This window comes from Frateuria sp. GZRe14 (assembly GCF_051900395.1).
Lineage (GTDB): Bacteria > Pseudomonadota > Gammaproteobacteria > Xanthomonadales > Rhodanobacteraceae > Frateuria_A > Frateuria_A edaphi.
Genome location: NZ_JBHZGJ010000002.1, coordinates 221,535 through 242,894 on the forward strand (window position 1 = coordinate 221,535; position 21,360 = coordinate 242,894).

Consider the following 21,360-nt stretch of genomic DNA (forward strand, 5'->3'; position numbering starts at 1 on the left):
ACGGGCCTTCGCTTTTGTGGGACGCACTAGCAAGGTTCCCCGCGAGGCCACGCTCACGTCCCAGCCGCCTTCCGGAGGCGAGAGGGAGCAAGGCGCGCCCGACTTCCCTCACAGGCACTGCATCGCCCCAACGGCCACACTCACCCGTTCCACAGGGGATATCCGACATGACCCACACACGCTGGCTCGCCCTTGCGCTGGGCCTCACACTGGCAGGCATGACACACGCACAGACCTCCGCGCCGATCGGCGCACACACCACCGACGACGCGTACCTCTGGCTCGAGGACATCGATGGCATCCGCGCCATGGACTGGGTCAAGCAGCAGGATGCGGCCACGGTCGCCGACTACGCCCAGTCGCCCGAATTCAAGCGGCTCGATGCCCGACTGCTCGAAGTGCTCGACTCGAACGAGCGGATCCCCTTCGTGGAGAAGCTGGGCGGGCACTACTACAACTTCTGGCGCGACAAGTCCCACCCCAAGGGCCTGTGGCGGCGCACGACGCTGGCCGAATACCGCAAGGCGGACCCGGCCTGGGAAACGGTGCTGGATCTGGACGCGCTGGCCGCGACCGAGCACGAGAACTGGGTCTGGCATGGCGCGCAGTGCCTGAAGCCCGACTATCGCCGCTGTCTGCTCTCGCTCTCGCGCGGCGGCGCGGATGCCGACGTCGTGCGCGAGTTCGACCTGCACGACAAGGCGTTCGTCGAGGGCGGCTTCATGTTGCCCGAAGCCAAGAGCCAGGTGGCCTGGGCCGACCAGGACCACATCTTCGTGGGCACGGACTTCGGTCCCGGCTCGATGACCGAATCGAGCTACCCGCGTATCGCCAAGCTGTGGACCCGCGGCACGCCGCTGGCCGAGGCGAAGACGATCTACGAGGGCAAGTCGGAGGATCTCGCGGTCAGTGCCTACCGTGATCTGACGCCCGGCTACGAGCGCAGCTTCTTGCAGCGCGCACTGGCCTTCTACGACAGCGAGAGCTACCTGCTGGGCAAGGATGGCAAGCTCACGCGCATCGACGTGCCCACCGACGCCGAAACCAGCGTCGAGCGCGAGTGGCTGCTGATCGAGCCACGCAGCGATTGGGCCATCGGCGGCCACACCTACAAGGCCGGCTCGCTGCTGGCGACGAACTTCGACGATTTCATGGCGGGCAAGCGTGACGTCACCGTGCTTTTCGAGCCGACCGACACCACCGCGCTGGACGGCTTTTCCTGGACGCGCCACCACCTGATCCTCAACGTGATGGACGACGTGGTGAACCGGCTCGAAGTGCTCACCCCGCAACCGGGCGAATGGAAGCGCCAGCCGCTCCGTGGCGCGCCGTCGCTGTCCTCGATCGACGCCGGCGGCATCGACGCGGACGAAAGCGACGACTACTTCCTCACGGTCACCGGTTTCCTGCAGCCGACCACGCTGTACTACGGCACGCTCGGCAACGGCGATGCCGAGGCCATCAAGCACAGCCCGGGCTTCTTCGACGCCTCGAAATACCAGGTCAGCCAGCATTTCGTGCATTCGAAGGACGGTACCCGCGTTCCGTACTTCGAGATCGCGCCGAAGGAGCTGAAGCTCGACGGCAACAATCCCACGCTGCAATACGGCTACGGCGGCTTCGAGATCTCGTTGCAGCCGAGCTACAGCGGCAGCATCGGCCGTGCCTGGCTGGAGCACGGTGGCGTCTACGTGATCGCCAACATCCGCGGCGGTGGCGAATACGGCCCGCGCTGGCACAAGGCCGCGCTCAAAGCCCATCGCCTGCGCGCCTACGAGGACTTCGCGGCGGTGTCGGAAGACCTGATCCAGCGCAAGGTCACTTCGCCGAAGCACCTGGCCGCGATGGGCGGCAGTAACGGCGGCCTGCTGATGGGCAACATGCTCACGCTCTATCCTCAGCTCTATGGCGCGATCGTCAGCCAGGTCGCGCTATTGGACATGAAGCGGTACACGCATCTGTCCGCAGGCGCATCCTGGATGGCCGAGTACGGCGATCCGGACAAGCCGGCCGAGTGGGCCTGGATCAAGACCTTCTCGCCGTACGAGAACGCCCGGCCGGGCAAGGCGTACCCGCCGGTGCTGTTCACTACCTCTACCCGCGATGACCGCGTGGGTCCCGCGCACGCGCGCAAGATGGCAGCGAAGATGCAGGCGATGGGTTACGACGCGGACTTCTACGAGAACATCGAAGGCGGCCACGGCGGCGCGGCGGACAACAAGCAGTCGGCTTTCATGCACGCGCTCGAATACACCTGGCTGTGGCGGCACGTAAAATGAGGCGTCCGGCGGCCGCCCGGCCGCCGCAACCCACCGCATCGAGCTCATGAAGGCTTCTTCCGGCAACATCGCCCCCCAGTTGCGCGAGTGGATCCTTGCCACCGCTCGCGCGGGCCACGGCGTGCCGGAAGTCCTCAAGCTGCTCAAGGACGCCGGCTATCCGCCCGCGCAATGTCGCAGCGCGGTGGCGGAGGTGCTGAAGATCCCGCTGAGCTCGATCAACGCCAGCGCGCCCGGCGGGCGGCGCACCCGCGCGCCGGCCGCACCGGGGCTGTCCGTCGACGGCCATGAGGTGCGTGTGAGCGCCGGCATGGAGGCGCCAATCATGCGCGTACTGGAAGGCCTGCTCGATGCCGGCGAATGCGCCGCGCTGATCGAGTCGGCGCGACCCAGGCTGGATCGCGCGATGACCGTGGCCGACGACGGCAGGCACCAGGTCGATGAGCGGCGCACCAGCGCCGGGATGTTCTTCAAGCTCGGCGAGACGCCGCTGGTGCGCAACATCGAAGCACGCTTGGCCAAGCTGCTCGACCTTCCGGTCGAGCACGGCGAGGGCCTGCAGGTGCTGCATTACCTGCCCGGCCAGGAATACGAGCCGCACTACGACTGGTTCGACCCCACCCAGCCAGGCTACGCGGCGGTGACGGCGCGCGGCGGCCAGCGCATCGCGAGCGTGGTGATGTACCTCAACACGCCCGAGGAAGGCGGCGGCACCGCGTTCCCGAACGTCGGGCTGACGGTCACCGCGCAGACCGGTTCAGCCGTTTATTTCGCCTACGAAGGCGGCGACACCAGCTCGCTGCATGCCGGTCTGCCGGTGATCCGCGGAGAGAAATGGATCGCCACCAAGTGGCTGCGCGAGCGGCCTCTGCGATAAGCGGGCTGCGACGGGCGATTCCAGCACCCGTTCGCGCTGAGCGTAGCCGCCGGCGAGGTCGAAGCGCCTCGAACCCCAGGATCGAACCCATCTCTGCCTGGCAAGGAGGTGTCGACAGGCTCGAGCGAGAGGCATGACACGCTTTTTGGCATGTCCTCGAATAGCCGCCCGCTAAACAGCCGCCGCTCGCTTCGCTGCATTGCAGCAGCGTTTGCCGTATCCTTTCGCGCCTCGCTTTTTCGTTCCCCCCGAAGGATTCCCATGGGTCTGCATCACGTCCCCGCCGGCCGCAACGTGCCGGACGAAATCAACGTCGTCATCGAAATTCCCAAGGACGCCGAACCGGTCAAGTACGAAGTGGAAAAGGAAAGCGGCGCGATTTTCGTCGACCGCATCCTGTCCACCCCGATGCGCTACCCGTGCAACTACGGCTACGTGCCGGGCACGCTGGGCGGCGACGGCGATCCGCTGGATGCGCTGGTGATCCTGCCGCTGCCGCTGATCCCCGGCTCGGTGATCCGCTGCATCCCGGTCGGTATGCTCAAGATGTCCGACGAAGCCGGCAGCGACGAGAAGCTGATCGTGCTCCCCGCGCCGAAGATCTTCCCCGGCTACGCGCACATCAACGACATCAAGGGCGTCTCGCCGCACTGGCTCGAGCGCATCGGCCACTTCTTCGAGCACTACAAGGACCTGGAGAAGGGCAAGTGGGTGAAGGTCGATGGTTGGGTCGGCGCCGAGGAAGCGAAGGCCGAGATCCTTGCCGGCGTCGAGCGCTACAAAGCCGCGAAGTAAACCGCTTTGCCCGAGGCGCGCCGCCAATCACGGCGGCGCGCCTTTTTCATGCCTTGTGCGACGGGGCACGCTCCCACGGCGGCACCTCGCCCAGCTGCTCGGCCAGGAAATCCACGAACGCGCGCACCCGCGGCGGCACCAGCCGGCGTTGCGGCATCACCGCCCAGATCGCGCTTTCCGGCAGGGAGTAATCGGGCAGCACCGCCTCCAGGCGACCGCTACGCAGCGCCTCGTGCACATGCCAGTGCGAATGCAGCGCAATGCCCTGCCCGGCCAGTGCGGCATCGCGGACCAGTTCGCCGAGCGTGCTTTCGAAGCGCCCGCGCACGCGGACCACGTGCTCCTGGCCCTGCCCATCGGTCAGCCGCCAGGTGTCCTGCCGCCCATGGCGGCCAGCCAGCAGCACGCATTCGTGATCCGCCAGTTCCGCCGGCGTGCGCGGGCGGCCGTGCCGCGCCAGGTACGCGGGCGAGGCGCACAGCAGGCGCCGGTTGGAGGCGAGCCGGCGCGCGATCAGGCTGGAGTCGTCCAGGGCGCCGATGCGAATCGCCAGGTCGTAGCCCGCGCCTACCAGGTCCTGCATCTCGTCGCTCAGGTGCGCAGACAGGCGCAGTTTCGGATGGCGCGCGAGGAACTCGGGCAACAGCGGCGAGAGGTACTGGCGTCCGAACGCGGCCGGCAGGGTCATGCGCAATGTGCCCGAGACGCTCACGGCGCTCTGGCGCAGGTCGGTGGTCAACGCGTCCAGGTCCTCCACCAGCGCGCGCCCCTGCTCGGCCAGCAGCAGGCCTTCCGGCGTGGGGTGCAGGCGGCGCGTGGTCCGCTGCAATAACCGCACGCCGAGGCCGCGTTCGAGTCGTTTCAGGCGCTGGCTGGCGACCGCCACCGAAAGGCCCAGGCTGCGTGCGGCAGCGCTGATCGAACCGAGGTCAAGCACGCGCAGGAACAGGGTCAGGTCGTCCAGCCGGTCCATGATCTTCAATCGTTCATTGAAAGCGATTCGTCATCCTGCTGCTTTCTGTCGAAAGTGCAAGCGCCTAGCCTGCGCACTCGCGGCCGTGGTGATCAGTGACCCCGGCGCCCGACTTCGGTCTCAGCCGCAGGAGCCACCATGCCATTCACCCACGTCGCCATCCCCGCCGGAACGCCACCCGCTGACAAGGCCGCCATCGCCCGCGGCGTGCACGAAGCGATGGTCGCGGCCCTCGGTATTCCCGACGACGATTTCTTCCAGATGGTCTGTGAGTACCAGCCTGGTGATTTCCTGTTCGACCGCGGCTTCCTCGGCGTGCAGCGCTCCGATCGCGTGGTCGTCATCCGCATCACGTTGCGGCGAGGGCGCAGCGACGCGATGAAGCGCGACCTCTACGCCCGTGTCGCCGCCAACCTCGGCCGGGACGCGGACATCCGCCCACAGGACGTGTTCGTCTACCTGGTCGAGAACGATTTTTCCGACTGGTCGGTCGGCGGCGGGCGGATGAGCATGGAAATCGCCGTGCAGCGGGAGGCCGACGCATGAACGGAGGCATGGAATACCGCGCTCTGGGCACGTCGGGCTTCATGGTCCCCTCGCTGGGTTTCGGCGCCGGCACCTTCGGCGGCAAGGGGCCGCTGTTCGCCGCCTGGGGCGCCACCGACACCGCCGAAGCGCGCCGCCTGGTGGACATCTGCCTGGAGGCCGGCGCCAACCTCTTCGATACGGCGGACGTCTATTCCGACGGCGCCTCCGAGGAGATCCTCGGCGCCGCACTGAAAGGCCGGCGCGAGCAGGCGATCATCTCGACCAAGCTGACGCTGCGCGCCGGCGCCGGACCGAACGATGTCGGCGCCTCGCGCCACCATCTGGTCGGTGGCGTGGAACGCGCGCTGAAGCGGCTGGGCACCGACTACATCGACCTCCTGCAGTTGCATCACTTCGACGCGATGACTCCGGTCGACAGCGTCATGGCGACGCTGGACGATCTGGTGCGCGCCGGGAAGGTGCGCTATCTGGGCGCTTCCAACTTTTCCGGGTGGCAACTGATGAAGTCGCAGGCCGCCGCGGACCGGCACGGTCGTGCGCGTTTCGTCGCCAACCAGGCCTACTACTCGCTGGTCGGCCGCGACTACGAGTGGGAGCTGATGCCGCTGGGACTGGACCAGGGCCTGGGGGCGGTGGTGTGGAGTCCGCTGGGCTGGGGCCGGCTTACCGGGAAGATACGTCGTGGACATCCGCTGCCGGCCGGCAGCCGCCTGCACGAGACCGCACAGTACGCACCGCCGGTGGATGAGGAGCGGCTCTATCGCGTGGTCGATGCGCTGGAGGCGGTCGCCGCCGAAACCGGCCGCAGCGTGCCGCAAGTCGCGATCCGCTGGTTGCTGCAACGGCCGACCGTCTCCACCGTGCTTATCGGCGCGCGCAACGAGGCGCAGCTGAAGGACAACCTCGGCGCGATCGGATGGACGCTGGACGCACAGCAGATGTCCCGGCTCGATGCAGCCAGTGCCGTCATGCCGCCCTACCCCTACTACCCGTATTGGAACGGCATGTTCGCCGAGCGCAATCCGCCGCCGGTGCCGGCCACCCTGCCCGCCGGAGACGCGTTGTGAAAGCCGTCGCCTTCACCCGCCATCTGCCCATCGACGATCCGGAATCCCTTCTCGACCTGGATCTGCCCGAGCCCGCCCATGGCGCGCACGACCTGCTCGTACGCGTGGAGGCAGTCTCGGCCAATCCCGTCGACACGAAACTTCGCGCGGCCGGACCGGAGATCGAGGACTCCCCACGCGTACTCGGCTTCGATGCCGCCGGCATCGTCGAAGCTGCAGGCGCGCGCGCCAGGGGCTTCGCACCGGGCGACCGCGTGTATTACGCCGGCGACGCCACGCGCCCGGGCAGCAACGCGCAGTTGCAAGCCGTCGATGCGCGCCTGGTCGCGCATGCGCCGCGCACGCTCGATCCCGCGCAGGCGGCGGCGCTGCCGCTGGTCTCGCTGACCGCGTGGGAACTGTTGTTCCAGCGCATGCCCTTCGACAGCGAACAGGGCGGCCGCGGACGCACGCTGCTGGTGATTGCGGGTGCGGGTGGGGTCGGTTCGATGGCCATCCAGTTCGCGCGACGGGCAGGCTTCCGCGTGATCGCCACCGCGTCGCGGCCGGAGACGGCCGCGTGGTGTCGCCAGCTCGGCGCGGCCGCGACGATCGACCATCGTGAGCCGTTGGCGCCTCAACTGGCCGCACTCGACCTCGCGCACGTCGATGCGGCGATCAACCTGGCCGACACCGACCGCTACTGGAACACCCTGGGCGAGTTGGTCGCGCCGCAGGGCCATGTCGGCCTGATCGTGGAGCCGCGTGGGCCGTTGGCGATCGGCGGCCCGTACAAGGCCAAGTCGATCGGCATCCATTGGGAGTCGATGTTCACCCGTTCGCGCACCGCCGCCGCAGACCTGGCCGAGCAGGGCCGCATCCTCGCCCGCGTCGCGGCGCTCGTCGACGCCGGTCAGGTGCGCGGCATCGCCCGGGAAATCCTCTCGCCGATCAACGCGGCGAACCTGCGCGAAGCGCACCGGCGTCTCGAGGCGGGAAGGAGCATCGGCAAGCAGGTGCTCGCCGGCTGGTGAATCAGTGCTGCCAGCCGGAGCCGGCGTTCGAGGACGGTTTCGCCGGCGGCTGCGGTTGCGCCGGTCGCGCCGGTTCACCCTGCTCGCCCAGTTGTGCCAGCAGCGTGGCCATGTCCTCGGCGTGCTCCTCCTCCTGCGCCAATACCTCTTCCATGATGCGGCGCGTGGTCGGATCGTCTCCGCCGATGTACTCGATGATCGCGCGGTAGGTGTCGATCGCGATGCGTTCGGCCACCAGGTCCTCCTTGATCATGTCGACCAGGTTGGCGCCTTCGGCGTAGTCCGCGTGGGCGCGGCTGAGCAGGCCATCGGGATTGAAGTTGGGCTTGCCGTCCAGTTGCGTGATGCGCTCGGCAATGCGGTCGGCGTGTTCCTGCTCCTGCTGCGCGTGCTCGAGGAACTCGGCCTTGACCGCCTGGGAGTGGATCCCGGAGGCCATGAAGTAGTGGTACTTGTAGCGCAGCGTGCAGACGATCTCGGTGGCCAGCGCCTCGTTGAGCAGCTTGATCACGGTCTCGCGGTCGGCGGTGTAGCCGGCGGTGATCGCACCCTGGTCGATGTGCTCGCGGGCACGTTTGCGGATGGCCTCGATGTCGGTCAGGAACGGCTTGCTTGCCATGTCGGTCCCTCGGTGGTGGGTACCGGCGCAAGCTAGTGGAGACGGCGCGAAACGCCGGTGAAGCATGGCTTGCCGGTTTCCGCAGAGGGGCTTCGGCCCACCGTGGATCTTGGGGCGACGTCGATGGTCGGCCGAAGCCGACCTCACCTCCGCGCGATCAGCGCGGCAGGTAGGCGCGCAGGAACATCTTCACGCCGGCGCGGGCGGTCGCCTCGATCTCGGCGGCGTAGCTGTCCGGGCATTCGCAGCAACCGAACATCTGCCGCATCATCAGGTTGCCCTTGATCAGCGTGAGGAACTGCACGCAGGCGCGCGGCACGTCGTCGATCTGGAGCTTGCCGGCGTCAACCGCCTGCTGCAGCAGGCGTTCCATCAGGCCATGCGTGCGCGTGGCGCCCTCTTCCCACATCAGCCGGCCGTAGCGGGGATTGCCCTGGCGGCAGTCGGAAAGGATCGCGCGGAAGGTGCCGACGGTCTCGGCATTGCAATCGAGTCTCGCGTGGGTCAGCGCGACGCGCAGCAGTGTATCGGCGATGTCCTCGTGCGGATCGAAGTGGTACGTCTCTTCCGGCAGCAGGTCGTTCACGCGGGCTCGGATGACTTCGCGGAAGAGATTGTCCTTGTCGCCGAAGTGGCTGTAGACGGTGAGCTTGGACACGCCCGCCTCGGCTGCCACGGCGTCCATGCTGGTGCCGGCGAAGGCATTGCGGATGAACAGCGCCTTGGCCGCCTCCAGGATCGCCGCGCGCTTCTCCATGTCCTTCGGACGGCCGGGGCCGGGAGTCTTGGCGTGGGCGGGACAATTCATGGTGACACCTTGGGCGGGAACAGCTTCACAAGAACGAGCGGGAACTTTATTATACGGATCGGTTTACTTATTTCCAGTTTCCCTGGAAGCGGCCTTGCGTTGAACCGCTCTTTCGTCCCTGTGCGCAGTGTACCGCCATGCAGGGCGCGTGCCGGGTGGTGGGCAGCGGCGCGCTTGCCTGGTTACAGGGGGCCTGTGTCCGCGGACACCGCGCCGGGCATGACTTCCGTCAATCCGGCGCGGTGACTTCCGGCACTTCGGGCACCGGCCACGAGGCCGCACGCTAAACATCACTGTCGCGGCGGCCTCCGAACGCTTATCCTTTTGATCTTTTTGATTCTTGCGGACGTTAGACCATGGCGATGAATTTCGAACAGGCACGGCAGAACATGGTCGAGAACCAGGTGCGCCCCTGGGATGTGCTCGATGCACGCGTGCTCGATGCGCTGGCGCAGGTGCGCCGCGAGGATTTCGTGGCGCCGGAGCACCGCCAGCTGGCGTTCGCCGACCTGTGCCTGCCGATCGGTCATGGCCAGGTGATGATGAAGCCGGTGATCGAGGGTCGCGTGCTGCAGGCGCTCGACCTCAAGGCCACCGAAAGCGTGCTGGAGATCGGCACCGGTTCGGGTTTCCTGACCGCGTGCATGGCCACGCTCGCCGCGCACGTGACGAGCGTCGACGTACATGGCGATTTCACCGCGGCCGCACGGTCGCGCCTGGACACGGCCGGCGTTGCCAACGCCACCCTGGTGACCGCGGACGCGGTGCAGGACTGGCAGCCGCAGGACCGGTTCGACGCCATCGTGGTTACCGGCGCCGTGTGGCAGGTCCCGCAGCGTTTCCTGGGCTGGCTCAAGCCGGGAGGCCGCCTGCTGGCGATCCGCGGCGAGTCGCCCGTGCAGCAGGCCGTCCTGCTGACCCAGGCCGGCGCCGGCGGCTTCCGCGAGGAATACCTGTTCGAGACCGACCTGCCGTACCTGGCTCACGCCGAGCCGCCCCGCCGTTTCGTTTTCTGACTTCCTATCGATTGCATGAGGCAACCCCGATGCGCTTGAAGCTGCTGACCCTCGCCCTGGCCCTGTCGGCGACCTCGCTGCCCGGTCATGGCGAGGACCTGATGGACGCCTACCGCCAAGCGCGCGCCAACGATCCGGTGCTGTCGCAGGCCGAGGCGCAGCGCCTGTCGGTGGGCGAGACCGTGACGCAGACGCGCGCCCTGCTGCTGCCGCAGCTGTCCGGCCGCGCCACCTTCAGCCAGTCCAGCGGCGCCAATGCGCAGACCGTGGCCGAGGGTGGCGCGCCGATCAACGCCGGCCACCTGCGCAGCCGCGACGAATCGCTGGAACTGAGCCAGACCATCCTGGACCTCAGCAAGATCGCCGACCTGCATGCCGCAGAATCGCAGGCCGATTCGCAGACCGCCCAGTACGATGCCGCGCAGCAAGAGCTGCTGGTGCGCGTCACCGCCGCCTACTTCGGCGTGCTGACCAGCCAGGACGAGCTGGCCTACGCCAAGGCCAACGAGGACGCCTTCCGGCAGTCCTACGAACAGGCCGAGCAGCGCTTCAACGTGGGCCTCTCGGCAGTCACCGACGTGTACCAGGCCAAGTCGTATTACGAACTGGCCAAGGCGCAGACGGTCGCCGCCAACAACGCGCTGAACGATGCGCGCGAGGCATTGGCGCAGATCACCGGCAAGCCGGTCGGCGACCTGAAGCAGCTGCGCGACGACCTGCCGATGGTGCCGCCCAAGCCGGCCGATCCGAACGCCTGGGTGCAGCAGGCGCAGAAGAGCAACCCCAACGTGATCGCCCAGCAGTACAACGTCGAGGCGGCCTCGCACTCGGTCAATTCCGCCCGCGCCGGCCACCTGCCGACGATCAACGCATCGGTCAGCCGCGGCACGTCGTCGAACTGGCTTGAGAACATGGGCGGCGCCTTCGCCGATCGCAACGGCCGCTATGGCACCACCGTGGGCATCACGCTCAACGTGCCGATCTTCTCCGGTTTCGCCACGCAGTCGCGCGTGCGCCAGTCGATCTACCAGCGCGATGCCGCCGAGGATTCGCTGGAAGCCCAGCGCCGCCAGGTCACCCGGGACACGCTCAACTTCTACCGCTCGGTGATCGCCGGCATCAGCCAGGTGGAGGCCAACAAGGCCTCGGTCGAATCCGGCCAGAAGGCACTGGAAGCCACCCGCGCGGGCTTCGACGTCGGCACGCAGACGATGCTCAACGTGCTCAACGCGATCCAGACGCTGACCCAGGCCGAGAGCAGCTACTCGCAGTCGCGCCACGCGCTGATCCTTGACCAGCTGCAGCTCAAGCAGGCCGCCGGCACGATCGACGTGAAGGACCTCGAGGCGGTCAACTCCCTGCTCCAGTAACACCTATCCCCGCAGGAGCCCGTTCGCGCGCTCCTGCGGGGTTATTCCTCCAGCACGCGGTCGACCAGTTCCATCACCCGCCCTACGGCACCCCGCTCGCTGTCGAACACGCGGCGCGCCTGGCGCCCCATCCGCTCGCGCTGGCGTTCGTCACGCAACAGATCGAGCACGGCGTGGCCCAGCTGGTCCACGTGTTCGACGCGGTTGGCACCGCCCTCGCGAATCAGCGTGAGGGTGATCTCCTCGAAATTGAACGTATGCGGACCGACCAGCACCGGCCGCGCCAGCGCCGCCGGTTCCAGCACGTTATGCCCGCCGATCGGCACCAGGCTGCCGCCGACGAAGGCCAGGTCCGCGGCTGCGTAGAACGGCATCAGTTGTCCCATCGCGTCGATCACGAACACCTGGTGCGCGCCGGGCACCTGCTCGACGCTGCGCGTGGCGACGGTGAAGCCCAGGCTGCGCGCCGAGTGTTCCACCAGCTTGAAACGCTCCGGATGCCGCGGCGCGATCAGCAGCAACGCGTCGGGCAGCCGGCGCAGCACGTCCAGGTGCGCTTCCAGCACCGCCAGCTCCTCGCCCTCGTGCGTGCTGGCAGCGATCCATACGGGCCTGCGCGGGCCCCATTGCGCGCGTAGCGCGGCCCCCTTGTCGACGGCGCCATCGGGTACGGGCATGTCGAACTTGAGGTTGCCGCTGACCACCAGTTGCGCAGGGTCCGCGCCCAGCAGGCGGTAGCGCGCGGCGTCGGTGCGCGACTGGGCCGCGATCTGTCGCACCGTGCGCAGCGCCGAACGGACCAGGGAGCGCAGCGGCCGGTAGCCACGCATCGAACGTTCGGACAGCCGAGCGTTGACGATCATGAGCGGAATGCCGCGACGGCGGCAGGCGAAGTAGAGATTCGGCCAGATCTCCGTTTCCACGATCAACGCCAGTCGGGGGCGCACCCGCTTCAGGAAGCGATGCACCGCGAATGGCAGGTCATAGGGCAGGTAGACATGGAAGACGCTGTCGCCGAACAGCTGGTGCACGCGCGCCGAACCCGTCGGCGTCACGGTGGTAACCACCAGCGGTGCGTTGGGGTAGTCGCGCCTGAGCGCCTTGATCAGCGGTTCGGCCGCATTGACCTCGCCGACCGACACCGCGTGCACCCACAGGCTTCCACTGAACTGCGGCGGCTGGAACAGGCCGAAGCGCTCCGGCCAGCGCCGGTGGTAATTGCCGTAGCGCGCGCCACGGATCATCAGGCGCAGCACGATCAGCGGCGTCGCCAGGTACATCACGAAGGTGTAGAGATAGCGCAACGGGAGGCCAGGCCGGAAGGACGTCAGGAATTATAGGGCCCTTGCTCACTCCGCCTCCGCACAGCGCAACAACCCGGGCTTGTCGAAGGCGTCGGGTCGAGGCAGTCAAGACTAGCGGGGAGAACCATGCGAACCGGCAGCCTTGATGAAACGCGCCGAGCGTCGCCCAAAAAAAACTCATCGCCGGAAGTGAGAGGGCTTCCGCGCGGTCCATCCCCGTACAATCCCCCGATGCCCGGCATGCCCCGCCCCTCCTTCGATCGCGCCCTGCTCGCCCCGCGCCACTGGCCGGCGTGGCTGGGCGTGGGGGTGATCTGGCTGATCGCCCGTTTGCCCTATCCGCTCCTGTTGCGGCTGGGTCGCGGGCTCGGCGCGCTGATCCGCCACGTGCCCTCGCGTCGTCGCCGCGTGGCCGAGGCCAACGTCGCATTGTGCTTTCCCGAGCTGGACGCCCGCGCGCAGGCGGCACTGGTCGATGCGCACCTGACCGACATCGGGCTGATGCTGGTCGAGTTCGCGCTGGGCTGGATGGGATCCGATCGCGCGATCGCACGCATCCCCACGCGCATCGAGGGCCTGGAGCACCTGGAGGCCGCGCACGCGCAGGGCCAGGGCGTACTGCTCGTAGGCGGGCATTTTTCGCATCTGGAGTTGTGCGCGCGGCTGATCTCCCGACGCATCCCGATCGCCGGCATGTACCGGCGCATGGACTCGGCCGTGTTCGAGTGGACCGTGCTGCGCGCACGTCTCCACTACGCGGCGGCCATGTTCGAGAAGGACGACATCCGCGGCACGGTGAAGTACCTGCGCGGCGGCGGCACGCTCTGGTATGCCCCGGACCAGGACATGCGCAGCAAGGACAGCGTGTTCGTGCCGTTCTTCGGCGTGCCTGCCGCGACCATCACCGCGACCCACCATCTTGCTCGGATGGGGCAGGCGCAGGTGATTCCGTTCTTCCACCAGCGCCTGCCCGGCGGCGGCTACGCCATGCGGCTGGGCGCGCCGCTGCCGATGGACGGCGACGCGGCCACCGATACCGCACGGGTCAACGCCAGCATCGAACAAATGGTGCGCGCGGCGCCCGCGCAGTACCTGTGGGTGCACAAGCGCTTCAAGACCCGGCCGCCCGGCGCACCCGCGGTCTACCGCTGACGCGGATGGCGCAGCGCCCCGGGCGCGCTGCGCACGCGTGCCTCGTGCAGCTTGGCGTACTTGAGGAAGGCGTAGAAGGCGTGCACGCGCGCCGCGATGAAACCCGCCCAGCCCGCGCGCCAGTGGCCGCGCAACAGGTAGAAGCGAAGAAAGGCGATCGTCGGATAGGCGATCAGTCGCCAACCCAGCCAGGCGCGCTGGCGGCGCGCGTCATCGGCCGCCTGCAACGTGGAGTAGCGGTTGGCCTTGTCCACGCGGCCGGCGATATCCGGTTCGCCGAAATGGTCGAGCACCACGTCGAGCCTGCCGACCGGCCCGTCCACATGGACCGCTTCGTGCACGCTGTGCCCACTCATTTGCGCGCGTTCGCGATCGAACAGCCGCACGTAGTGATTGAGCCGCGCACGCGGCGACTGCCAGCGCCAGAACACCCATTCGCGCCGCCACAGCTGGTACCCGGCGCAGGCCGGACCTTCCAGCGCGCGCAGCATGGGCGCGACGGCATCGGGCGGCAACGCCTCGTCCGAATCCAGCAGCAGCACCCAGCGATGCCGGGCCAGGTCGATCGCAGCCTGTTTCTGCGCGCTGTAGCCGGCGAACGCCTGTTCGTGCACGCGCGCGCCGTGGCGCCGCGCGATCGCCGCGGTGGCGTCGGTGGAACCCGAATCGAGCACCACGATGTCCTCGGCCCACTTCACCGATCCCAGGCAGGCATCCAGCGTGTCCGCGCTGTTGAAGGTGGTGACCACCACCGATAACGACTCACGCATCACCGTCCTCCATGACGACATCCTCTATCACGTATAGCGCCGCGCACCAGAGCCCCAGCAGCCAGGCGAACAACAGTCCCCACCACGCCGAGTAGAAGGCCAGGTGGGTGTTGAACGGAAACAGCATCACCGCCAGCGCCACCGTGGCGGGGAACGCCCGCGCGCGTGCCGCCGCGCCCTGCCGGCGCCACGCGCGAAGCGCCCAGAACGTCGCGGCCAGCCAGAGCATCAGCCCGATCGCGCCGGTCTCGCTCAGCACCTCCAGCACCAGCTGGTGCGCGTGGCAGGCGCCCTCGCCCGTGCCGCAGGCCTCGTCGACCAGGAAGTGGTCGTTGGCCGGCGCGTAGTCGGGATAGGCGTAGCGGAAGCCGCGCACGCCCACGCCGTTCCAGGGATCATCCGCGAACATCCGCAGGCTGGCGCGCCAGATCGCCGGCCGGCCGGTGAGCGCCTCGTCCAGCCCCTGGGGTTCGTCCGCGAACACCGCGAGGGTGCGTTCCATGCGGTCCTGGAAGCGACCGGACGTATGCCAGGCCACCGTGCCGGCCAGAACCACCATCACCGCGCCCAGCGCGCACCAGAGCGCGAAGCGATAGGCCGAGCCAGCCTCGCGCCAGGCGAATGCGAGCGCCACCAGGCCGTAGCAGAGCCAGCCCGCGCGCGAGCCGGCCAGGAGCACCGGCCCCAGCACCAGCAGGAAAGCCAGCATCAGCCCCGGGCGTCCCCAGCGCTCGCGGGCTGCCCACAGCGCGAACGGTGCGAGCACCGCCAGCGTCGGCCCGAGCTTGAGGTTGTCCGCGCCGAAGATGCCCGACACGCGCTCGGCATCGGCAGGACCGCCAAGGCTGAAGCCGGTGAATGCCTGCAGCCAGGCATCGGCCACCCACACGGCGATAACGGCGGCGACCGCGAAGAACAGCGCGCGCAGCCTGGCATCACGACGGATCGCGAAGCAGGCGTACAGCCCCAGCGGCACGTAGCGCAGCAGGCCGGCGGTGGCGCCCCAGCTCTTGCCCGGCGCCACTGCATCGAACGAGGACAGCAGCGCGGCGCCGACGTAGCAGGCCAGCAACACCAGCAGCAGGCGCGCACCGGCGTGCCCATCCAGCGCCCGCGGGTGGCGCACGAACAAGAGGATGGTGCCGATCAGGCACAGCAGCGTCCCCAGTTCCGAACTTCGCCCGACCGGCAGCAACGCGATCACCAGCCAGAATGGCAGCAAGGGCGAACGCAGTGAGGCAGCTATCGGTCGGATCGCGGGCATCCGGGGATTGTAGGCGCGGCGGCTCCGTGCCTGCTGGCAAGCCTTGCAAGGATGTGCCGGCGGGCGATGTTTCCAGCCGCGGGCGGCGCCACGAGTCGCATGGCTCCACGTGCGGCCCGGAACGGCGGCAGTCGATCAGCCGGCCACTTCCCCATACAGTGCCAGTACCGCCTGCTGCATGTCCGACAGCCGGTAGCTCTGCAGCATCGGGATCGGCGGCGCCACGCGCAGCAGTTCGGCGGCACGCTCGACCAGCTTCTGGCGGTCGCCCACCGGCACGCGACCGGCCGGGTACAGCTCGGCCAGCAGTTCGCCGACGCCGCCGTGGGCGTAGCCAAGCACGGGACGGCACAGCGAGAGTGCCTCGACCACGGTGCGCCCGAACGATTCGGGCTTGGTCGACAGCTGCAGGATCAGTGCGGACACCGCGTAGATGTCGCGCACGTCGTTGCGGGGCGCCGTCAGCACCACCTGCGCCTCGACGTCGCGCTCGCGGATCAGCTGACGGAGCTCTTCCACGTAGGCCTCGCGGCCCGGCTCGATCACGCCCAGCAACAACAGGCGCGCCTCGATGCCGCGGCGCTTGAGCTCGGCCATCAGCTCGATCGCCTCGTGGTGGCCCTTCAGGCGCGTGCCACGCCCCGGCAGGGTCAGCAGCGGTGCGCCGGCCAACTGCGGGTACTCGGCGAAGAAGGCCTTCTGCCAGGCGTCGTCCGGACGATGGCCGTACGGGAACGCCTCCGGGTCGATGCCGCGCGGAATCACTTTCACCCGCGTCGGATCCAGCCACGGATAGTGGCTCAGGGCGTAATCGCGCATCGTCTGCGAGACGGCGATGACCCGCTCGCCGCGCAACAGGATCGAGCTGTAGCGGCCGGGCGAGTTGAGCCCGTGCACGGTGGTGACGAAATGCGGACGCGGATTCAGCCCGCGCAAGGCCCACCAGCCCATCCATCCGGGCAGGCGCGAGCGGGCATGCACGATGTCGGGCTTCAGTTCGCGCAGCCGACGGCGCAGCGCGCCCAGGTGCAACAGCGTGCGCGGCGACTTGGTGCCGATGTCCAGGGTGACGTGCTCGCTGCCCTCGGCCTCCAGCTGCGCCACCAGGCGGCCGCCGGAGGAGATCACGATCGAGCGGTGCCCCGCTTCCACCAGCGCCCGACCCACTTCCAGCGTCGAACGCTCCGCCCCGCCCGTATGCAGCGCCGGGATCAGCTGGACGACAACCAGGCGCCGGGTGGGGGTGACGACGGCAGACATGAGGGGTTGTTGGGTGGCCTTCATCCACCTTGGCAAGCAGCGATCGTGCCGAATGCCGCCGTTCAGGAACCGGCCGGGGGCCCGGGTTCAGTCGCGCAGGACGTAATGCGCGCCGCAGTAAGGACAGACGGACTCCCCGCCGTCCTCGACGATCGGCAGGTAGACCTTCGGATGCGAGTTCCACAGGGACATCGCCGGCATCGGACAGGACAGCGGCAGGTCGTTGCGCGTCACTTCGTAACGATTTTCGGCATTCGCCGGGATCGGCGCGGCCTCGGGCAGGGGGCGCGACATGGCAGGCTCCAGGAAGGGGACGTCGAGCCGCCCATGGTAGCAGGGGCACACGCCGGCAACGCGCGGGCGACCACGGCCCCGCCCCGCACTGGACTTCGACGCGCCGTTGCCATCAACTGTGCGCCGGCGTCGCCCGAAGGGGCGGGCGACGCATCGAAGGGGGACGACCGTGGATGGGACGTGGCCCGGCGCCGCGACCCTGACGTTGGCCATCCGTTGCCGCATTCATACGTCGCAAGGGGAACTACCATGGATCTCGGAAAAGCCATCGCGCGCGCAAAAGCCATCCTGGCCTCGCCCAGGACCGAGTGGCCGGTCGCGGCCGCCGAACCGGCCAGCATCGGCGGCCTGTACACCACCTACATCGTCTGGATCGCCGCATTGCCGGCGATCGCCGGCTTCATCAAGAGCAGCCTGATCGGCACCGGATTCATGGGCGTGCACGTGCGCACGCCGATCGGCGCGGGCATCGCCGGCATGGTGCTGCAATACCTGCTGTCGCTGGCCCTGGCCTACGTCATGGCGCTGGTGATCAATGCCCTGGCCGGCACCTTCAATGGCCAGAAGGACATGGTGCAGGCGCTCAAGACGGTCGCCTATTCCTGGACCGCCTCGTGGGTCGCGGGCATCGCGGTGATCATTCCGTGGCTCGGCTGGCTGATCGCGATCGCCGGCGCGATCTACGGCATCTACCTGCTTTACCTGGGCCTGCCCTTCACCATGAAGTGCCCGCCCGAAAAGGCCGGCGGCTACACGGCGCTGGCCGTGATCATCGCCATCGTGCTGAGTTGGATCGTGGGCCTGATCGTGGCGGGCGTGATCGGTACCGCTGCCTACACCGGCGCGGCCATGACCGGCACCCACCTGGGCAGCACTAGCGACAACGTCACCGTCGATCCGGACAGCGCGCTCGGCAAGCTGGCGGCCATGGGCGAGCGCGCCGAACAGGCGAGCAAGGAAATGGACGCGGCGCAGAAGTCCGGCGACAGCGCTGCCCAGCAGGCGGCCATGAACAAGATGATGGGCGCGGCGATGGGCAACGACGGCGACGTGCAGGCGCTGTCCACCGAGCAGGTCAAGGCCTTCCTGCCCGAGACCCTGCTCGGCCTCAAGCGCACCAGCAGCTCGGCCCAGCGCAGCAACGCGATGGGCATGCAGGCCACCGAGGCGCATGCCGAGTACGGCGACAGCAACGGCCGCACCGTCACGCTGGAAGTCACCGACACGGGCACCGCCAAGGGCCTGATGGCGATGGCCGGCGCGATGGCGCCGGAGGAAGAGCGCAGCACCGACCACGGCTACGAGAAGACCTACACCGCCGATGGCCGCCTCACGCACGAGGCATGGGACGATCAGTCCAGGAGCGGCGAGTACAGCGTGGTGGTCGGCCAGCGCTTCACGGTCAAGGCCAACGGCAATGCCGGCAGCATCGACGAGCTGAAGCAGGCCGTGGCCAGCGTCGACCTGGGCAAGCTCGAAGCGATGCGCGAGGAAGGCGTGCGGCATTGACCGCAGGATGGGCTCCAGTCCACCGTCCGGGTCCAACGCGGCGGACTGAAGCCCACCCTGCAAAGAAGAAGCCCGCGCCATCGCGACGCGGGCTTCTTCGTTTTCAACCGGACACCGGCGCCGTCACTTGCCCGCCGAACCCTCGGTCGTGATGCGCAGGCTGATCTCGTCGCTCACGTTGGGCACGTACGCCGACACGCCGAAATCCGAGCGCTTGAGCGTGCCGGTCGCATCGAAGCCGATCGACGGATCGCCGCTCATCGGATGCTTGCCGATCCTGTTGAGCGTGGCATCGAGCACCACCGGTTTGGTCACGCCGTGCACGGTGAGGTTGCCGGTGATGCGGAAATGGTCCTTGCCCAGCGGCTCGACCTTCGTGCTCTTGTAGGTCACGGTCGGGTACTTGGCCACGTCGAGGAAGTCGGGCTTGGCCAGGTGCTCGTCGAGCGCCGGCACGTGCGTGTCCAGCCCGGCCATCGGCAAGGTCACGTCCACGCTGGCCTGCTCCGGATGATCCGGATCGAACACCAGCGTGCCCTGCCCCAGACCCAGTTCCGCGGTCGGGTGGGAGAAGCCGAAATGGCTCCAGCTGAACAGCACCATCGTGTGGTGCGGATCCAGCTGATAGGTGACCGGCGCCGCCTGGACGAGCGCCGCGGCGCCGAACAACCCGGCGAAAAGAACAGCTTTGAACGTGCGCATGCGTAACTCCTGTGGGGGTTTCAGACGATCCGGCAGACTTCGTCGAACGCGAAGCGGTCCTCGCGCGGACGCAGCACGGCGGGGTTGCCGTAGCCGATGTTGATCAGGAAATTCGAGCGGATCTTCGTGCCGGCGAAAAAGGTCTCGTCCACCAGCGTGTTGTTGAAGCCGGACATCGGGCCGCAATCGAGCCCCATCGCGCGCGCAGCCATGATCAGGTAGGCGCCCTGCAGGCTGGAGTTGCGGAACGCCGTCCCCTCGATCGCGGCCGGTTTGCCGGCGAACCAGTCGATCGCGTCCGGCGATTCCTTGTAGAGCCGCGGCAGGTGCTCGTAGAAGGCGTGGTCCGCCGCCACGATCACGGTGACCGGTGCGGCCATGCTCTGGTCGCGGTTGCCGCGGTCCAGCGCTGGCGCGAGCCTGGCCTTGGCCTCCGGCGAGCGCACGAACACGAAGCGCGCGGGCGAGGCATTCGCGCTGGTCGGCGCGAGCCTGGCGAGGTCGTAGATCGCGTGCAGCTGCGCGTCGCTGACCGGCTTGTCCAGCCACGCCTCGGCCGAACGGCGATAGGTGCGCGCGGTGCGGAACAACTGGTCGAGGGCGGCCTCGGAAAGCACTTCGCTCATGGGTATCCTTTGCGTTCTTGGCGCGCCATCCGGCGCGGGCGATCCACAAGTGTAAGCCCAAGGGCGTGGGTGGTCGGGTGAGGAACGGGGAACCCAGCGTGCAGAATCCGACAACAATCGAGCGGGCGACCATCGCGTGAGCGCACCGCGCGAGGAATGCTGGGTCATCACCGACGCCGCTGCCGGAAACCAGCGCCAGGCGCTGGCGCTGGCCGAGCGCCTGGGCCTGCCGGTCCGGCCACTGGTGATCGCGCCGCGCGGACCGTGGGCCTGGCTGGCGCCGCGGTTGGTGCTGGGCGCCGAACTCGCGGTGCCACCGGACGAGCGGGCGCGCCTGGCGCCGCCGTGGCCGCGCGTGGCGGTCGGCTGCGGGCGCGCCGCGGCGCTGTTCACGCGTGCGCTTCGGATGTGGTCCGGCGGGCTTTGCCGCACCGTGCAGATCCTCGATCCGCGGGTCGATCCGAAGCACTGGGACCTGATCGTCGCGCCGCGCCATGACGGCCTCGCCGGACCGAACGTGCTTACACCAGCGGGTTCGCTCAACCCCATCGATGACGAATGGCTGGCCGACGCCCGCGACGCCTGGCCGCGCCTGGCCGACCTGCCCGAGCCACGCGTGGGCGTGCTGCTGGGTGGCCCGCGCCACGGCATCCCGCTGGACGAGGCCTGGACCCGCGCCTTCATCGGCGGCCTGCGCGCGGTGCATGAGCGTGATGGCGGCAGCCTGCTCGTCCTCGCCTCGCGGCGCACGCCGCCGAGCCTTGCGGCGGCCCTGCGCACCGCGTTCAGCGCCACCCCGGGCGTGCACTGGCGCGGCGAGGCGGACGGTCCCAACCCCTATCCGGGCGTCCTGGCCTGGGCCGACCGCCTGGTGGTCACGCCCGATTCGGTCAACATGCTCTCCGAAGCCTGCGCCGTCGGCTGCCCCGTCCACACCTTCGCGCCTGCGCCGCTGCCGGACAAGCTCGCCCGTTTCCATCAGGCGCTGCGCGACGGCGGGCTGTTGCACGACCTCCGGGCCGATGCGCCGACGCGCCAGCCACCGTTGCGCGAAACCGAGCGCATCGCCGCCACCGTGCGACGGCGGCTCGGGTTGCGCTGAGCCGCACATCG

General features: G+C 68.5%; 21 protein-coding genes. 11 read left to right on the plus strand and 10 right to left on the minus strand.

Going from position 1 to position 21,360, the window contains the following annotated elements:
* Positions 1-167 precede the first annotated feature (167 nt).
* The 3 genes from ACFWZ1_RS15270 (at position 168) to ppa (ending at position 3,951) form a co-directional block, all read left to right on the plus strand.
* Entirely contained in the window at positions 168-2,279 is a 2,112-nt protein-coding gene (locus ACFWZ1_RS15270; protein ID WP_439667062.1) for a prolyl oligopeptidase family serine peptidase, read from the plus strand.
* A 46-nt stretch (positions 2,280-2,325) separates the two neighbouring features.
* Positions 2,326-3,156 carry a 2OG-Fe(II) oxygenase gene (locus ACFWZ1_RS15275; RefSeq protein WP_439667063.1) on the plus strand — a complete coding sequence of 277 codons (831 nt, stop codon included), beginning with the start codon at positions 2,326-2,328 and terminating at the stop codon, positions 3,154-3,156.
* A gap of 261 nt (positions 3,157-3,417) precedes the next feature.
* Positions 3,418-3,951, plus strand: coding sequence for an inorganic diphosphatase (gene ppa / locus ACFWZ1_RS15280; protein WP_231321754.1), 534 nt, complete (start codon positions 3,418-3,420; stop codon positions 3,949-3,951).
* Positions 3,952-3,997: 46 nt separating this feature from the next.
* On the opposite strand, the gene ACFWZ1_RS15285 is transcribed toward ppa, so the two are convergent.
* On the minus strand, positions 3,998-4,924 hold the full coding sequence (locus ACFWZ1_RS15285) for a LysR family transcriptional regulator (RefSeq protein ID WP_439667064.1): 927 nt from the start codon (positions 4,922-4,924) through the stop codon (positions 3,998-4,000).
* Positions 4,925-5,062: 138 nt separating this feature from the next.
* Here ACFWZ1_RS15285 and ACFWZ1_RS15290 point away from each other — a divergent pair, with 138 nt between their 5' ends.
* Genes ACFWZ1_RS15290 through ACFWZ1_RS15300 form a run of 3 tightly spaced genes read left to right on the plus strand, consistent with a single transcriptional unit; the run spans position 5,063 to position 7,553 of the window.
* Positions 5,063-5,470, plus strand: coding sequence for a tautomerase family protein (locus ACFWZ1_RS15290; RefSeq protein ID WP_439667065.1), 408 nt, complete (start codon positions 5,063-5,065; stop codon positions 5,468-5,470).
* 8 nt (positions 5,471-5,478) lie between these two features.
* Positions 5,479-6,540 carry an aldo/keto reductase gene (locus ACFWZ1_RS15295; RefSeq protein ID WP_439667066.1) on the plus strand — a complete coding sequence of 354 codons (1,062 nt, stop codon included), beginning with the start codon at positions 5,479-5,481 and terminating at the stop codon, positions 6,538-6,540.
* A complete protein-coding gene (locus tag ACFWZ1_RS15300; RefSeq protein WP_439667067.1) occupies positions 6,537-7,553 on the plus strand; it encodes a zinc-binding alcohol dehydrogenase family protein in 1,017 nt (338 codons plus the stop codon). Before ACFWZ1_RS15295 ends, ACFWZ1_RS15300 begins: the two co-directional genes overlap by 4 nt.
* Before the next feature lies 1 nt (position 7,554).
* On the opposite strand, the gene ACFWZ1_RS15305 is transcribed toward ACFWZ1_RS15300, so the two are convergent.
* The gene (locus ACFWZ1_RS15305; RefSeq protein WP_231321760.1) at positions 7,555-8,172 is read right to left on the minus strand and encodes a ferritin-like domain-containing protein; all 618 of its coding nucleotides are present in this window, start codon (positions 8,170-8,172) and stop codon (positions 7,555-7,557) included.
* Between the two features lie 157 nt (positions 8,173-8,329).
* On the minus strand, positions 8,330-8,980 hold the full coding sequence (locus ACFWZ1_RS15310; protein WP_231321761.1) for a TetR/AcrR family transcriptional regulator: 651 nt from the start codon (positions 8,978-8,980) through the stop codon (positions 8,330-8,332).
* 356 nt (positions 8,981-9,336) lie between these two features.
* Here ACFWZ1_RS15310 and ACFWZ1_RS15315 point away from each other — a divergent pair, with 356 nt between their 5' ends.
* Positions 9,337-9,996 (plus strand): protein-L-isoaspartate O-methyltransferase family protein, encoded by a 660-nt coding sequence (locus tag ACFWZ1_RS15315; RefSeq protein ID WP_439667068.1) that lies wholly within the window; start codon positions 9,337-9,339, stop codon positions 9,994-9,996.
* Between the two features lie 29 nt (positions 9,997-10,025).
* Positions 10,026-11,366, plus strand: a complete 1,341-nt coding sequence (locus ACFWZ1_RS15320; protein WP_439667069.1) for a TolC family outer membrane protein — start codon at positions 10,026-10,028, stop codon at positions 11,364-11,366.
* Positions 11,367-11,407: 41 nt separating this feature from the next.
* Here the strand turns inward: ACFWZ1_RS15320 and waaA are convergent, their stop codons facing one another.
* Positions 11,408-12,670 carry a lipid IV(A) 3-deoxy-D-manno-octulosonic acid transferase gene (waaA, locus tag ACFWZ1_RS15325; protein ID WP_439667070.1) on the minus strand — a complete coding sequence of 421 codons (1,263 nt, stop codon included), beginning with the start codon at positions 12,668-12,670 and terminating at the stop codon, positions 11,408-11,410.
* Positions 12,671-12,910: 240 nt separating this feature from the next.
* On the opposite strand from waaA, the gene lpxL reads away from it, so the two are divergent.
* Entirely contained in the window at positions 12,911-13,822 is a 912-nt protein-coding gene (lpxL, locus tag ACFWZ1_RS15330; RefSeq protein ID WP_439667071.1) for an LpxL/LpxP family Kdo(2)-lipid IV(A) lauroyl/palmitoleoyl acyltransferase, read from the plus strand.
* Here the strand turns inward: lpxL and ACFWZ1_RS15335 are convergent.
* From ACFWZ1_RS15335 to ACFWZ1_RS15350, 4 genes are all read right to left on the minus strand, one after another.
* Positions 13,813-14,595, minus strand: a complete 783-nt coding sequence (locus ACFWZ1_RS15335) for a glycosyltransferase family 2 protein (RefSeq protein ID WP_439667072.1) — start codon at positions 14,593-14,595, stop codon at positions 13,813-13,815. The genes lpxL and ACFWZ1_RS15335 overlap by 10 nt on opposite strands.
* A complete protein-coding gene (locus ACFWZ1_RS15340; RefSeq protein ID WP_439667073.1) occupies positions 14,585-15,856 on the minus strand; it encodes an O-antigen ligase family protein in 1,272 nt (423 codons plus the stop codon). The genes ACFWZ1_RS15335 and ACFWZ1_RS15340 overlap by 11 nt, the downstream gene beginning before the upstream one ends.
* Positions 15,857-15,991: 135 nt before the next feature.
* A complete protein-coding gene (locus ACFWZ1_RS15345; RefSeq protein WP_231321772.1) occupies positions 15,992-17,116 on the minus strand; it encodes a glycosyltransferase in 1,125 nt (374 codons plus the stop codon).
* An 87-nt stretch (positions 17,117-17,203) separates the two neighbouring features.
* Positions 17,204-17,410 (minus strand): zinc-finger domain-containing protein, encoded by a 207-nt coding sequence (locus ACFWZ1_RS15350; protein ID WP_231321774.1) that lies wholly within the window; start codon positions 17,408-17,410, stop codon positions 17,204-17,206.
* A 249-nt stretch (positions 17,411-17,659) separates the two neighbouring features.
* Between ACFWZ1_RS15350 and ACFWZ1_RS15355 the strand changes: the two genes are divergently transcribed.
* The gene (locus tag ACFWZ1_RS15355; protein ID WP_439667074.1) at positions 17,660-18,919 is read left to right on the plus strand and encodes a YIP1 family protein; all 1,260 of its coding nucleotides are present in this window, start codon (positions 17,660-17,662) and stop codon (positions 18,917-18,919) included.
* Positions 18,920-19,042: 123 nt separating this feature from the next.
* Here ACFWZ1_RS15355 and ACFWZ1_RS15360 read toward each other — a convergent pair whose 3' ends face one another.
* Together ACFWZ1_RS15360 and ACFWZ1_RS15365 are read right to left on the minus strand one after the other, a co-directional pair.
* On the minus strand, positions 19,043-19,621 hold the full coding sequence (locus ACFWZ1_RS15360; protein ID WP_231321777.1) for a YceI family protein: 579 nt from the start codon (positions 19,619-19,621) through the stop codon (positions 19,043-19,045).
* Positions 19,622-19,641: 20 nt separating this feature from the next.
* Positions 19,642-20,247, minus strand: coding sequence for a malonic semialdehyde reductase (locus ACFWZ1_RS15365; protein ID WP_439667075.1), 606 nt, complete (start codon positions 20,245-20,247; stop codon positions 19,642-19,644).
* Between the two features lie 136 nt (positions 20,248-20,383).
* On the opposite strand from ACFWZ1_RS15365, the gene ACFWZ1_RS15370 reads away from it, so the two are divergent.
* On the plus strand, positions 20,384-21,349 hold the full coding sequence (locus ACFWZ1_RS15370) for a mitochondrial fission ELM1 family protein (protein WP_439667076.1): 966 nt from the start codon (positions 20,384-20,386) through the stop codon (positions 21,347-21,349).
* Positions 21,350-21,360 lie beyond the last annotated feature (11 nt).

Excerpts from the sequence above, each read along its gene's own strand:
- ACFWZ1_RS15270 (WP_439667062.1), top strand. The coding sequence starts at position 168 with ATGACCCACACACGCTGGCTCGCCCTTGCGCTGGGCCTCACACTGGCA.
- ACFWZ1_RS15275 (WP_439667063.1), top strand. The coding sequence starts at position 2,326 with ATGAAGGCTTCTTCCGGCAACATCGCCCCCCAGTTGCGCGAGTGGATC.
- ppa (WP_231321754.1), top strand. The coding sequence starts at position 3,418 with ATGGGTCTGCATCACGTCCCCGCCGGCCGCAACGTGCCGGACGAAATC.
- ACFWZ1_RS15285 (WP_439667064.1), bottom strand. The coding sequence starts at position 4,924 with ATGGACCGGCTGGACGACCTGACCCTGTTCCTGCGCGTGCTTGACCTC.
- ACFWZ1_RS15290 (WP_439667065.1), top strand. The coding sequence starts at position 5,063 with ATGCCATTCACCCACGTCGCCATCCCCGCCGGAACGCCACCCGCTGAC.
- ACFWZ1_RS15295 (WP_439667066.1), top strand. The coding sequence starts at position 5,479 with ATGGAATACCGCGCTCTGGGCACGTCGGGCTTCATGGTCCCCTCGCTG.
- ACFWZ1_RS15305 (WP_231321760.1), bottom strand. The coding sequence starts at position 8,172 with ATGGCAAGCAAGCCGTTCCTGACCGACATCGAGGCCATCCGCAAACGT.
- ACFWZ1_RS15310 (WP_231321761.1), bottom strand. The coding sequence starts at position 8,980 with ATGAATTGTCCCGCCCACGCCAAGACTCCCGGCCCCGGCCGTCCGAAG.
- ACFWZ1_RS15315 (WP_439667068.1), top strand. The coding sequence starts at position 9,337 with ATGGCGATGAATTTCGAACAGGCACGGCAGAACATGGTCGAGAACCAG.
- ACFWZ1_RS15320 (WP_439667069.1), top strand. The coding sequence starts at position 10,026 with ATGCGCTTGAAGCTGCTGACCCTCGCCCTGGCCCTGTCGGCGACCTCG.
- lpxL (WP_439667071.1), top strand. The coding sequence starts at position 12,911 with ATGCCCCGCCCCTCCTTCGATCGCGCCCTGCTCGCCCCGCGCCACTGG.
- ACFWZ1_RS15340 (WP_439667073.1), bottom strand. The coding sequence starts at position 15,856 with ATGCCCGCGATCCGACCGATAGCTGCCTCACTGCGTTCGCCCTTGCTG.
- ACFWZ1_RS15345 (WP_231321772.1), bottom strand. The coding sequence starts at position 17,116 with ATGTCTGCCGTCGTCACCCCCACCCGGCGCCTGGTTGTCGTCCAGCTG.
- ACFWZ1_RS15350 (WP_231321774.1), bottom strand. The coding sequence starts at position 17,410 with ATGTCGCGCCCCCTGCCCGAGGCCGCGCCGATCCCGGCGAATGCCGAA.
- ACFWZ1_RS15355 (WP_439667074.1), top strand. The coding sequence starts at position 17,660 with ATGGATCTCGGAAAAGCCATCGCGCGCGCAAAAGCCATCCTGGCCTCG.
- ACFWZ1_RS15360 (WP_231321777.1), bottom strand. The coding sequence starts at position 19,621 with ATGCGCACGTTCAAAGCTGTTCTTTTCGCCGGGTTGTTCGGCGCCGCG.
- ACFWZ1_RS15365 (WP_439667075.1), bottom strand. The coding sequence starts at position 20,247 with ATGAGCGAAGTGCTTTCCGAGGCCGCCCTCGACCAGTTGTTCCGCACC.